Source organism: Psychrobacillus sp. FSL K6-1464 (assembly GCF_038003145.1).
In the GTDB taxonomy this organism is placed as follows: Bacteria; Bacillota; Bacilli; order Bacillales_A; family Planococcaceae; genus Psychrobacillus; species Psychrobacillus psychrotolerans.
The window spans coordinates 3290687-3304211 of the sequence record NZ_JBBOOP010000001.1 but is presented as its reverse complement, the minus strand read 5'-3'; the positions used below and the strand labels follow the sequence as shown (position 1 = coordinate 3304211).

Sequence of the window (13525 nt, the reverse complement as noted above, 5' to 3'; positions counted from 1 at the left end):
AATTATGGACTGGTTAGGGAACTTAGTCGATGGAGTAAATAATATTTTATGGACTTACATATTGATAGCTTTGTTAATAATCGCTGGACTGTACTTTACTATTGGTACGAAGTTTGTACAATTTCGTCTGTTTGGAGAAATGTTCCGACTGATTGTTGAAAAAAAGGAAGAAAAGGGAGGAGTATCACCATTTCAAGCTTTTACCATTAGTACAGCTTCCCGTGTAGGGACTGGGAACATTACTGGTGTAGCACTGGCAATTGGTGTTGGTGGTCCAGGAGCTGTTTTTTGGATGTGGATTATTGCAATTATCGGGATGGCAACTGCTTTTATCGAGAGTACACTTGCCCAAGTTTATAAGGTGAAGGACGGAGATACTTTTAGAGGTGGACCTGCATATTATATGGAGAAAGCATTGGGCACACGCAAATTAGCAATCATATTTAGTATTCTATTAACGCTATGCTTTGGCTTTATCTTTAATGCGGTTCAATCTAATACAATCGCTGCTTCAGTAGGGGATGTATTTAGTATCCAGCCTTATGTAATAGGTATTTTGCTAGTACTTTTAACAGCAACCATTATATTTGGAGGAGTACATAGAATTGTTAAGGTGACACAAGTCATCGTGCCAGTAATGGCTATATTTTATTTAATCGTCGCGATGTATGTCGTGGTGACGAATTTTACAGAAATTCCAGCAGTATTTAGCTTGATCTTTACGGAAGCATTTGGTCTTCGAGAAGCAGCAGGAGGAACTCTTGGTGCTGCAATCATGCAAGGGGTACGTCGTGGACTATTCTCCAATGAAGCTGGTATGGGGAGTGTGCCAAATGCGGCAGCGACTGCAAGTATTTCACATCCTGCTAAACAGGGCTTAGTACAAAGTCTAGGAGTATTCTTTGATACGATTATTATTTGTTCAGCGACTGCTTTCATAATTATTTTGGCGGGTCTCTATAAGACCGGAGAAAATGATGGAATCGTGTTAACTCAAAACTCATTGGCCGAACATGTTGGTAGTTGGGCACCATACTTTATCGCGATTGCAATAATCTTCTTTGCGTTCAGTTCTATTATAGGAAATTATTATTATGGTGAAACGAATATTGAATTTATCCATGCGCATAAGGGTTGGATGACCGGTTACCGTATGCTAGTACTAGTTATGGTGATGTTTGGTTCTATCGCACATGTACAACTCGTATGGAACTTAGCGGATCTATTCATGGGACTAATGGCGATATTGAATATTGCAGTGATACTTTTACTTGGAAAGACAGCATTCCAAGTGCTTAATGATTATACGAAACAACGTAAAAAGGGAGTAAATCCAGTATTTTATGCAAAAACAATTCCTGGGTTAAAGAATACCGAATGTTGGGAAGAAGAGGATCGTTAAAGTCAGCAGCAAAAGCAAAACTTATTAGGACAGTTTAACAGTATACGAACCCTCAAAAACCGTGCAGCTCTATTTGGAGACTGCGCGGTTTTATTTTCTTTCAAAAGAATGATATCTAGTTCCTTGGAATGTTAATACACCAAGATCATCCTCTGCTAACATTCCGTATTCTTTTCCACTAAGCTGTAACTCCATACGGTCGCCACTATCAAACTGAAAAGTAATAAAGTAGGTTGTTGAAGCTGAACTATTGCCTGAACCACCACGTGTATTAGCGCGTTTAGTCACTATTTGAGCGGGTACAGATAACTTAGGAGAGTTATTGTTTTTGTTCCACTGTTTTACACTGCTAATAATCGCAAAAATAATAAATCCAAAAACTATGACAAATACAGCACCGATAAAAATAGGAGCAAAACCTACAAAATATAAACCAAAAGTATCCACATTTATTCCCCTTACTAAAACTGTTTTTCTGTTATACGCAAAAAAATGAATAAAGTTTCATCAATAGATAGACACTGTAGTAAAAAGGAGGAAATACACATTGTCAGATCAAATTTTACCTACAGAATCTAAATCCTACTGGAGAGCAAATAATGACTTTCCATTATTCTCTAAAATAAACAACAATATCGAAACGGACATTGTCATCATTGGTGCTGGTCTTACAGGTATCACTGCTGCATATTTGTTAAGTAATAGCGGTCGAAAGGTGATTGTGGTAGAGGGTAGTCGAATATTAGAAGGTACTACGGGATTCACAACTGCCAAGGTGACTGCGCAGCATGGTCCTATCTATCAGCAACTAATTTCTACTTTTGGAGAAGAAAAAGCGAGATTATATTATGATGCAAATACGCAAGCGAAAGAATATATCAAACAAACGATTGAACAATTGAACATTCACTGTGACTACGAGACGATGCCTGCTTATATTTATGCAGATACGGAGGTCGGTATAGAAAAAGTAGAAAAAGAAATGGAAGCTTATAACACTCTAGGAATAGAAGGTGCTTCCTTAACAAAGGATACTGGACTTCCTTATACAGTGAAGCAAGCACTTAAGTTAGAGGATCAAGGGCAGTTCCATCCGATAAAATATGCAAAAGCTTTAATGGAAAAAGCAATTGAAAATGGTGTGGAATTTTATGAGGAATCTCGTGCTAAGACTGTGAAATCGAACACAGTAGAACTAATGGAAGGACAGTATATTCGAGCAAACAAAATACTAGTATGTAGTCATTTCCCGTTTAATGATGGGGATGGTTTGTACTTTGCTAGAATGCATCCTGAACGTTCTTATGCTCTAGCTTCTATCGCCCCGACTAATTATCCAAAAGGGATGTATATAAATGTAGAGAAACCGACCAGATCTGTACGAACTGCGTTAGGACAAGATGGTAAAAGGTATTTGATATTAGGTGGAGAAGGACATGTAACTGGTCGATTTGAAGGAGATACCAATGTAAATTATGAAAACCTCGCAGCTTTTGGTCGAGAACAGTTTAAGGTGAAAAATTATGATTATCGTTGGTCTGCTCAGGATTTAGTGACCTTAGATCAGCTTCCTTATGTCGGTACAATGACAGCGGGGAAGACTGATGTATTAGTAGCTACGGGTTATGCTAAATGGGGTATGACAAATAGTACAGTTGCAGCACAAATAATGGCTGATCTAGTGCTTGAAAAAGAAAATCGGTATATAGAGTTGTATGATCCAACCCGATCTAAGATGAAAAAAGAAGATATCACCAGTTTTGCTAAGACGAATGCAAGTGTTGCAAAAGAGCTTGTTAAAGGAAAGACAGAGTTACTAGATTTGAAGCTGGACGATTTAAAAAATGGTAGTGGAGATTTAATAATGCTAGATGGCAAAAAGGTCGGTGCCTATAAGGATGACCAAGGAAAAGTTTATTTGGTAAAACCGGCGTGTACTCATATGGGCTGTAATGTCTCCTTTAATAATGCAGAAAGTTCATGGGACTGCCCATGTCATGGTTCTAGATTTAGTTATAATGGTGATGTACTCGAGGGACCAGCATTTGAACCGTTAGAGAAGGTTAAATACGGGGAATAACAAAAATGACATATACATTTCCTTTTAAATAATTTGATCACAAAGGAGTTACCCACATATAAAATGGGTAACTCCTTTACTATTGTTTTTAATCGATATATCGATTAAAATTATCGATATAGTTAAAGGAGTTGGATTACATGAAAAGGCGTAGAGGTTTTGTTCAACTGGCTATCTTACATTTATTAGAAGAGGCACCGATGCATGGCTATCAGATTATGAAGGAATTAGAAATTAGATCAAGCGGACATTATACTGCAAGTGCGGGAACAGTTTACCCGGCACTTCAGGAATTACTGGAGCAGGAATTGATAAAACTTGAACCTTCAGCCGAAAAAAAAACTTATATCATTCAAGAAAAGGGAAATAATCGATTGCAGGAGTTTGAAACCCGTAACGAAGGACTATTCTGGAGTAATTGGGAGGCTCGTTGGATCTGGCAAAAATCTGAAGAAGCAATTCATCTAAAGGAACAAATAGATTTATGGGAGTCTGAGCTTAGAAAGGCGATAAAGCAAACTCGAACGACTCCTGAAAATTCGCCAAGACTAATCTCATTTATGAAAGAAATAACGGAACGATTAAAGACAGATAACTATTAGGGAGTGAGATTTATGAAATCGTTTTGGAAATTACTTCCTTATTTAAAACCATATATGCTTTTTGCAATATTAGCCCCAATGTTTATGTGCATTGAAGTTGCCATGGATTTACTTTCCCCGACAATTATGCAACATATTATTGATAATGGTATTGCGAATGATGATACAGCCTATGTCATAAAACTAGGCGTGTTAATGCTTGTAACCGCAGTTATTGGGCTGATAGGTGGAGTAGGGTGTACGATATATAGTACTAGAGCGGCTGTGAATTTTGCTGCTGATATTCGAAAAGATGTATTTAAAATGACCGAGCGATTTTCCAGTGAAAATATGGACAATATTGGTGTAGGTAAGCTAATAACGATTGTGACAAATGATATTACTGCCGTTCAACAGGCACTTATGATGACGCTTCGAGTGTTTGTAAGAGGACCACTATTATTTATAGGAGCAGTTGCGATTGTTTGGTTTACAGCAAGAGAGTTATTCCCAGTGCTATTGGTAATAATTCCGATTTTGATGATTTTAATCTATTTTTTCTCGTATAAAACAGGAAAATTATTTGCGAAAGTACAAAAAGCTATGGATAAAGTAAATACAAAACTTCAAGAGACGTTCGCAGGGATACGTGTGATTAAAGCATTTGATAGACAAAACTTTGAGGTAAAAGCATTCAAACATGTGAACGAGGAGTTAACGAAGCGTAATATGTCGGCAGAACAACTCATTCTTACGCTTATGCCAGTGCTGCTATTCATCGTTAATATTGGAGTGGTTGTTGGTATGTGGATGGGTGCCATAAAAGTAAATGAAGGAACACTGCAGGTTGGTGTTATTTTAGCATTCATCAATTATTTAACAATAATCATGAACGGGTTGGTATCGAGTAGTCATGTATTAATGCAAATTACGAGGTCGTTTACTTCGGCACGTCGAATTCAACAAGTATTGGAAACTCAAATTGATATAACTGATCCTGTGAATCCTTTATCGAATAACGAGTTCAAGGGAGAAGTTGAGTTTAAATCAGTTTATTTTAGTTATAGTAAAAACGGAGAATATGTATTAAAGGATATTTCATTTCATGTGAATAGTGGAGAAACGATTGGAATTATTGGACCGACCGGAAGCGGAAAGTCGACACTTATAAAACTTCTCCCTCGATTGTATGATCCGGATTTAGGAGAGGTAATGATCAATGGCATAAATATAAAAGAGTATTCTATTAAAAATTTAAGAGATTTAATTGGTTTTGTGCCGCAAAAGGCAACGTTATTTGCAGGATCCATAGAGGAAAATATTCGCTTCGGTAAAGAAGAGGCAACTATAGAGGACATGGAAAGAGCGGCTAACTCTGCGGCTGCAAGCGAGTTTATCAACAAAGTAGATGGACGATTTGGGCATGAGCTTATGCAGGGGGCTACAAATCTTTCGGGTGGGCAAAAGCAACGATTATCGATGACTCGTGCATTTATCCGTAAACCGAAAATACTAGTTTTAGATGATTCTACCTCTGCGATAGATGCCATATCGGAAGTGCAAGTACAGCAAGCACTTACACATGATTTACCTGATACAACTGTATTCATCGTATCTTCCAAAGTCTCTTCCATTATTAATGCTGACAGAATTTTAGTAATGGAAGACGGCATGATTGTTGCCAGTGGCACACATGATGAACTGATTGAAAATAGTGAGGTTTACCGCAGTATCTATGCGACGCAAAGTGGAAAGGGGGTCCTTTCATATGAGTAAAACTTCCGCTCCACCGGTATCTAATGCAATAGGTCGTGCAAGGGGTCCAAGAGGATTTGGAGGGCCAGTAGAGAAAGCAAAAGATAAAAAAGGAACGCTTATACGAGTATGGCGATATATGGAGAAACAGAAAATAGCAATTGTAGTATCAATCATATTAGTTATTATTTCTACTCTATTAAACTTGTTAGTTCCCTACATGATAGGTGTAACCATTGATGAGTTTATAATTCCAAAGGATATGGATGGAACGTTACGGTACTTAGTGATCTTAGCAATTGTGTACACAGCGGCGGCTGCATTTACTTGGCTACAAAACTTTTTAATGATTAGAGTGTCGTTAAAAACTATTCGGTCACTACGCCAGGATCTATATGAAAAGTTTCAAACTCTATCTCTACGGTTTTTCGATAAACGTACCCATGGAGACCTTATGAGCCGTGTGACGAACGATATTGAAAGTTTGAATAACGCATTAAGTCAAAGTGTGATTCAAATTATTTCAACTGTAATGATGGTGACAGGTGTTACGATAGCTATGTTTATACTTAACTGGGTGTTGGCTATTGTGTCACTGTTGGTAGTTCCATTAGTTATATTCACAACGAAAAAGATTATCAGCTATAGTAGTAGCAACTTCATCAAAAGACAACGTGATTTAGGTGAGTTAAATGGATTTGTAGAAGAAGCCATATCTGGCAATGAAGTAATTACCCTTTTTGGTCAAGAAGAAAAGAACATCCAAAAGTTCTCGATTGTAAATGAACGACTTCGCAGTTCTGCAACAGCTGCCGATACTGTGTCGGGGTTTTTAGGACCTATCAACAACTTTATCAACAATTTAGGTCTTGCATTAATAATTGGAATTGGAGCTCTAATGACTGTTCAAGAATTGGCAACTGTCGGTATAATTGCAGCATTTGTAAATTACTCTAGACAATTTTTCAGACCTATTAATCAGCTCTCAACATTATTGAACACTTTTCAGTCTGCTATAGCAGGAGCAGAGCGAGTATTTGAAATAATGGATGAAGCTCCCGATATTCAGGATCAGGAGTACGCACTTACAATAGATCATTTAAAAGGAGACGTTACTTTTAACAATGTTAACTTCTCATATGAGAGTGGAAAACCAGTTCTAAAAAATATTAGCTTCGAGGCAAAAGCTGGTGAAAAAATTGCTTTAGTAGGTCCAACAGGCTCGGGGAAAACGACAATTATTAACTTGCTTATGCGTTTTTATGAATTGGACTCGGGAAATATTAAAATCGATGGGAGATCAATTAGCGATTATCAAATAAGCAAGCTTCGAGAAAAAATTGGGGTTGTTTTACAGGATACTTTTCTCTTCACGGGTTCCATTTTGGAGAACATTCGATACGGTAGACTAGAAGCAACGGATGACGAAGTAATAGAGGCAGCTAAACTAGCATCTGCTCATCGATTTATCAAGCATTTACCTGATAAGTATGATACCCAGATTACCGGAAACGGATCTAATTTAAGTATAGGACAGCGACAGTTATTAGCGATTGCTCGTGCCGTTTTAGCAGACTCAGATATATTAATACTAGATGAAGCAACTTCAAGCATTGATACGAAAACAGAGATAGATATTCAACAAGGACTCAATAGACTTTCCGAAGGCCGTACCAGTTTTGTCATAGCACATCGTCTAAAAACAATTGAAAATGCGGATAGAATCTTAGTTATTCATCAAGGTGAATTAATTGAAATCGGGACTCATACAGAGCTACTGAAACAAAAAGGTTTCTACTCCGAGCTATATGAAAGTCAGTTTAATATTTAAATGGAAGAGAAATAACCTAGCAAATACAAAGGGATTAGCTAGGTTATTTTATCTAGGAAAGCAAGAACAAAAATAGACGTTTAATGTTGGATTTACAACACTACATTCACACATGAAATATCTAGCAATCTACGTGCTCACATACTAAAGTTATAAGTAAGAGGTGAGCGTAATGTATAAAATTTTTTCTGTTAAATTGTTGTTTGAACACATTTCATTATCCGGTTCTATGTCTAATAAAATCTATGAAGAGACTATTAATATCATACGTGCCGTTAGGCTAGAGGATGTCGATAAGCTAGTGAAATCCCATTATAAAGATGTTATTTACAAAAACATTTTTGGGGAAGATACGACGATCAGACTTGTAATGATTCTGGATGTTTTTGAGTTAGTAGATAATATTGAAGAGTCTTTGGAATTTGTTGAAGTATACAGTCAGCATATTATTGCCGAAGAAGTGACAGTTGAATAAAAATGCTCAAAGTTAAAACGAGCCCTTCGATTGAAGAGGACTCGTTTTTGCATGCAAAAAAAGGGTTTACGTACAATTAAAAAAGCACAAAATTCCAAATCGAATCTTGTGCCTTAGTTTTTCAATCAATCAATTAAATAAGCTCACCAATAGATGTAATTTTGGGTTTGTCGTCCTCAGTAGAATGGGTTGAACTTAGAACTGGAAATGTGAATAAGACGAAACAAAGTAGAACACCAAATACAACTTTTTTCATGACAATTCCTCCCAACTAAATACTTTTGATTGCTTCAAATGATAGTGGAATCCTAACTCATAGTAAATGGACGCTTGCTTATACTGTTTAGTTTCAGCTAGTCGTTTAGCCAATACGTTGCAATAAATCATACAATGTTTATAATCCTGTTTTCCTTCGAAGTAGTCCAAGCTTTTCTTAAATATAGGTATAAGCACTTGGTTTTCCAGTAATATCGCTCCATATACGGAAAAATGATTGGTATAAAGATCTTTCTTACTATCTCCTACATATTGGACAGTTTCTAATCCTTTTTCCAACCATACTAAAGCATTCTGTAAATCCCCATTTTTGTGATATTCCTTAAGTATAGATAGAATAGTGACAATCTTGTCCTCTGGGTTGTGTTTGGAATCCAGAGCGTTAAAAAAATGTTGTAAGGCTTGTTCAGATTGCTTCTGTAAGGAGTAGCAAGATCCTAGATTATGCTCAATCATCCCGTTGAATTCACAGGATTCAATCTTCAAATTGATATCTCTAGCCCGCTCAAAAGTAGCAAGAGCATCCTTTAAGACACCCGAATTCTTTTGTGCAATCCCCAGAATCATTAAACATTCAATGGATCGATCGATTAATATTTCTTGATTGAAATAAAAAATTGCTTCCTTTACATAGTCGATAGCAAGTATGTAACGAGACTCAGATAATAGAGATAATCCAGATATGTAATGCAATTCAGCCATTTCCCAGTCTTCCATACGATAGCCTTTGATTAATTGAAAAACTTCCTTAAAGAAATGAGAAGCCTGACTAAACTGATTATCTTGATACGCTATAATACCTTGAATTGTGTACAGATAAAATAGTTGTTCTATTGTCATTTCCTTTTTGAAATCTACTAAAATATTTATATTCCTTTGTATTTCCAACTCCTCAGGTAACATAAGCATCAATCGAGCTTCCAATAACAGCAGTGTAAGTCGATCTGCTTCTAAGGGATGTTCGGCAATATGAAGGTGAATATCAACTAGTAGTTGTTTAGCCAACTCTTTATCTCGAGAGTTTATAACTTGCTTGAACCGTACTTTAAACTGCGTAGCATTTTCTTCATTGGGTCTATTCGTTAATGTATCTGCCGAGATGTTTAGCCGCATAAGTATAAGGTGCTTTATATCTTCGCTTGGAATGACTAAGCCGTTTTCAATTCTGCTTAAGTAAGAGGGAACACATATACCCAAAGCTAAAGCCTCTTGCTTAATATTTTGTCTCTGGCGCTCTAACTTAATCAATTGCCCAAGGTTCATAAAACCCACACCCTCTTCTAAATCAATAAAAGGAAATCAAATCCAATTATAAATAAGATACCATATTATAGAGTGTAATACATAGAAAATTTAAAATATGAAAGAAGTTATGAAAAGTTTGAAATAATGCCCATATTTTAGTTCAACTTTCATGATCTAATAGTGTTAATATATTTCAATTCGCTCAATTCTCCTACCTATTATATTGTATACCTTCTACAAGGAGAGCTTTAATTCTCTGACTATTAGATATCTCGAAAAAAGATTAAGCTAAAATCAAATATATAAGAAAAGAAGGAGCAGATAGTGACCTTGTCACTTTCTAATCCTTCTTTTTGTTATTTATTATGACAGGTCGATTAAGACAAGCCTTGACCGTGAGTAAATTCCCGATAAAGCTGATGTTGGGCAAGCAATTTTTCATGTGTACCGCTACCAGTAATTTTTCCTTTTTCTAAAAAGAATATTTGGTCGGCGTGAATAATCGTTGCTAGTCTATGTGCAATGATAAGGGTAGTTCTTCCATTCATTAGCCGTTCGAGCGCTTCTTGCACCAATGTCTCCGACGCACTATCAAGATTAGAGGTCGCTTCATCCAGTAATAATATTTTCGGGTTGTGCAAGAGGGCTCTTGCAATTGCGATACGTTGGCGCTGGCCACCAGAAAGTTTAATGCCTCTTTCTCCGACAAGAGTATCATACTTTTCTGGTAGATTATCGATGAAGTCTGCAGCATTTGCTGCTGCCGCTGCTCCGATGACTGTATCCATAGAAGGAATAGTCGACATACCATAGGTGATATTCGATAAAATAGTACCACTCATTAATGGACTTTCCTGAGAAACATATCCAATTTTAGAGCGCCATGCATTTAACGATAGGTCGGTGATAGGAGACTTGTTAAATAAGATGGTTCCAGAATCGGGTTCATAAAACCGTTCAATTAAGGAAAATATAGTAGTTTTACCGCCACCACTAGGCCCGACAAAAGCGGTGACAGTTCCAGGATGTGCTATTAAGGAAATGCCATCTATTATTTTCTTATCGGGACCATAAGAAAAATGGACATCTTCAAATGTGATAACACCGTCTTTTAAATGTTTTGGTGCTTCTAATTCAACAGCTTCACTGTCCATATAGAAAATTTCTTGAATTCGTTCTGTAGCCCCAACGGCTTTTTGGAAAGATGTGAAAAAGGTAGCCATTTGTGCAAAAGGCACAATAATATTTACTAAGTAAAAGATAATCGCAACAAGATCACCAGCTGATAATATTCCTTGAGATACCTGCAAACCGCCATAGCCTAAAATGACGACTAAAATGGCCATCATAATAAGGGTCATAAAAGGGGAGATGAAAGCTTGTATTTTTGCTTCTTTCAAGCCAAATCGATATAAATTTTGAATAGCTTCATTTCCACTAATAGTTTCCGTTTTCTCGGCTCGATAAGATTTAACTAGCCGAATTTCTGATAACACTCGGCCCAGAAGTCCTGAAAACGATGCCATTTCTTTTTGTGTAGATTTGGATACTTTATGCATCATCGATCCAAGGGGCATCATGATTGCTATACTTAATGGCACACTAACAAGCATGATTAATGTCATTTTCCAATCGATAAAAAATAGGATAATAACCGATCCAGTTATGGTAATAATCCCAGATACAAAATTTACTAGATGATCCGTGATAAGAGATTTCAAAGTAGTTGTGTCCTGTGTAATACGACTCATCGTCTCTCCACTTTCATTTTGATCATAGTAGGGGACAGGGAGATGGAGTACTTTGCTCCAGAGTTTTTTTCGAAGATCCGCAACTATAAATTCTCCTATATATGATAATAGATAAAATGAGAATCCACCGGAAATCGCTTGTAGAAGGAATACAACTAGCAATATTCCAATCATTTTCCAGTTGAAAGCGCTAGTAGTTAATGTGTCAACTAAATTCTTCGTGACAAGTGGAACGATTAATCCAATAACAGTGCTTATCAAGGATAAAGCAACGGCTATAATTGTTATCTTGACGGGCCATTTGAGACTTTTGAGTAGTTGAAAGAATCCTTTAGTAGATGTTTGCATAGTAAGCTCCTATTTCGTTTAGTAGAATACTTCTATTGTAATCGATGCACTGTTAAAGTAGCGAATGAGAGGGGTTGCAATGGAAATAAGCATTCAAAAAAATCGTGCAGAAATGAAATCAGCACGATTTTTTTAAGAAGATATAGTTTTTGCCTCTTGTTGTGCGCTTTTTTGTAAATCTAAAACAAGTGGATCTGAGCTTTCTAGTAAGTTAGCTTGTTTGTGCTGAAGATCCATTCGCATTTTTTCTGTTTCGAGCAAAAAATTATTATACTTGAGTTTTTCCAATTCAATTTCATCTTTTACAATGATTAATTTCACCTTTTGTGATTTTCGTAGATGTGTTGTCCATATTGCAGTCAGTGGTATGGAAAAAACCATCACTACAGCAACTAACCCTATAAAATCCTCCATTTATATCCCTCCAAGCCTTTTACATAAGTATATACGATTTCCTATATAAATAGTTTAAAAAGTCAGATAAAAGTTAATGAAAAAAGATGGAGAAAACTACTAACTGTTTTCTCCATCCAATGCATTTGAAATCTTTATTTATTCAAATATGTCCAAGCATACTGAGCATAGAGTTCAGCTCCAGTAGAAAGTGCATCCTCATCAATGTCAAAGTTACCGTGATGATGAGCCCATTCGGTATCTTTTTTAGAATTCCCGCTACCGACAAGTGCAAAACTACCAGGTGCTTTTGTTAAAAACTCCGAGAAATCTTCTCCGCCCATTGTCGGCTTCTCATGATAGACAACGTCTGAACCAAACGAAGCAGATGCCACCTGTTGGACAAGATTAGCGCTTTCTTCGTCATTATCTACAGCGTCTGTGCCTCTTATATATTGTATCTCAGCGGTTGCTCCGTAAATAGCCGCAACACTTTCAGCATATTGGCCAATAGACTTTTCAATATGATCGCGAGTATTGGAATGGAAGGTACGGACAGTTCCCTCTATCTCGGCATTCTCCGCAATGACATTAAATCGAGTACCAACCACCATTTTACCAACAGTTAAAACAGCAGGGCTTTGCGGATCAATCGTCCTAGAGATAACTGTTTGAACGTTCATGACGAAGGATGAAGCAACAAGAGCTGCATCGATACAAGCCTCTGGAATGGCGCCATGACCGCCTCGTCCTTTGAATGTCACTTTGAAAATATCGGCTGCAGCAAAGGAAGGACCTGGATTACAGGAAACCTTACCAGTAGGCATTTGAGACCAAATATGGATACCGAATACATTATCAACATCATCCATTGCGCCTTGTTTAACCATAGCCTTTGCCCCTTGCGCTATTTCCTCTGCTGGTTGAAATAACAAGCGTACATTTCCAGAAAGCTGATCTTTTACCGCTGAAAGTGCCTTCGCTGCTATTAATAACATAGCAGTATGTGCGTCATGACCACATGCATGCATTTTTCCTTCTGTTTTAGAGGCATATGGGACGTGTTTATTAAGCTGTTGAATCGCAAGGGCATCCATATCGCCTCGAAGAGCAACGGTTTTTCCATCGGTTGCCCCTTTGATTTCCGCGATAACTCCAGTAGGTTCCGTTTTACGATAAGAGATTCCAAGATTATCTAAATACTCGCATATAAACTGAGTCGTTTGGAACTCCTCAAATGATAGTTCAGGCTCGCTGTGCAATTTTCTACGAAGTTGAACTAATTCTTCCTTATTATTTTTAATGGATTCTTTTATTTTATTGTTTATCATGCTGATCCCCCGTTAACTTTTATATGATTTTATATATTATTATGGTTCCCTTAAATT

12 protein-coding genes are annotated in these 13525 nt (G+C 36.9%); 6 read left to right on the top strand and 6 right to left on the bottom strand.

What is annotated here, in order from left to right; genetic code table 11:
• The first annotated feature begins 4 nt into the window (after positions 1–4).
• Entirely contained in the window at positions 5–1402 is a 1398-nt protein-coding gene (locus tag MKX39_RS16765; RefSeq protein WP_093537520.1) for an alanine/glycine:cation symporter family protein, read from the top strand.
• 90 nt (positions 1403–1492) lie between these two features.
• On the opposite strand, the gene MKX39_RS16760 is transcribed toward MKX39_RS16765, so the two are convergent.
• Complete coding sequence (locus MKX39_RS16760; protein ID WP_340770600.1) at positions 1493–1849, bottom strand: DUF2500 domain-containing protein; 357 nt, start codon at positions 1847–1849, stop codon at positions 1493–1495.
• Positions 1850–1949: 100 nt separating this feature from the next.
• On the opposite strand from MKX39_RS16760, the gene MKX39_RS16755 reads away from it, so the two are divergent.
• The 5 genes from MKX39_RS16755 to MKX39_RS16735 all read left to right on the top strand — a co-directional run bounded on the left by MKX39_RS16755 (position 1950) and on the right by MKX39_RS16735 (position 8124).
• Positions 1950–3482, top strand: a complete 1533-nt coding sequence (locus MKX39_RS16755; protein ID WP_340770598.1) for an FAD-dependent oxidoreductase — start codon at positions 1950–1952, stop codon at positions 3480–3482.
• 140 nt (positions 3483–3622) lie between these two features.
• The gene (locus MKX39_RS16750) at positions 3623–4084 is read left to right on the top strand and encodes a PadR family transcriptional regulator (RefSeq protein ID WP_093537522.1); all 462 of its coding nucleotides are present in this window, start codon (positions 3623–3625) and stop codon (positions 4082–4084) included.
• A 12-nt stretch (positions 4085–4096) separates the two neighbouring features.
• On the top strand, positions 4097–5839 hold the full coding sequence (locus MKX39_RS16745) for an ABC transporter ATP-binding protein (protein ID WP_340770596.1): 1743 nt from the start codon (positions 4097–4099) through the stop codon (positions 5837–5839).
• A 118-nt stretch (positions 5840–5957) separates the two neighbouring features.
• Positions 5958–7649 (top strand): ABC transporter ATP-binding protein, encoded by a 1692-nt coding sequence (locus MKX39_RS16740; RefSeq protein ID WP_445678051.1) that lies wholly within the window; start codon positions 5958–5960, stop codon positions 7647–7649.
• Positions 7650–7821: 172 nt separating this feature from the next.
• Positions 7822–8124: a DUF4288 domain-containing protein gene (locus tag MKX39_RS16735; RefSeq protein ID WP_340770591.1), complete on the top strand. Its 303-nt coding sequence runs from the start codon at positions 7822–7824 to the stop codon at positions 8122–8124.
• 133 nt (positions 8125–8257) lie between these two features.
• On the opposite strand, the gene MKX39_RS16730 is transcribed toward MKX39_RS16735, so the two are convergent.
• From MKX39_RS16730 to MKX39_RS16710, 5 genes are all read right to left on the bottom strand, one after another.
• Positions 8258–8380 carry a hypothetical protein gene (locus MKX39_RS16730; protein ID WP_281249753.1) on the bottom strand — a complete coding sequence of 41 codons (123 nt, stop codon included), beginning with the start codon at positions 8378–8380 and terminating at the stop codon, positions 8258–8260.
• Complete coding sequence (locus MKX39_RS16725) at positions 8377–9663, bottom strand: helix-turn-helix domain-containing protein (protein WP_340770589.1); 1287 nt, start codon at positions 9661–9663, stop codon at positions 8377–8379. Before MKX39_RS16725 ends, MKX39_RS16730 begins: the two co-directional genes overlap by 4 nt.
• A gap of 359 nt (positions 9664–10022) precedes the next feature.
• Complete coding sequence (locus MKX39_RS16720; RefSeq protein WP_340770587.1) at positions 10023–11744, bottom strand: ABC transporter ATP-binding protein; 1722 nt, start codon at positions 11742–11744, stop codon at positions 10023–10025.
• A gap of 132 nt (positions 11745–11876) precedes the next feature.
• On the bottom strand, positions 11877–12158 hold the full coding sequence (locus MKX39_RS16715) for a hypothetical protein (RefSeq protein ID WP_340763694.1): 282 nt from the start codon (positions 12156–12158) through the stop codon (positions 11877–11879).
• A 134-nt stretch (positions 12159–12292) separates the two neighbouring features.
• Positions 12293–13468, bottom strand: a complete 1176-nt coding sequence (locus MKX39_RS16710) for a M20 metallopeptidase family protein (RefSeq protein ID WP_340770585.1) — start codon at positions 13466–13468, stop codon at positions 12293–12295.
• Positions 13469–13525: the final 57 nt, after the last annotated feature.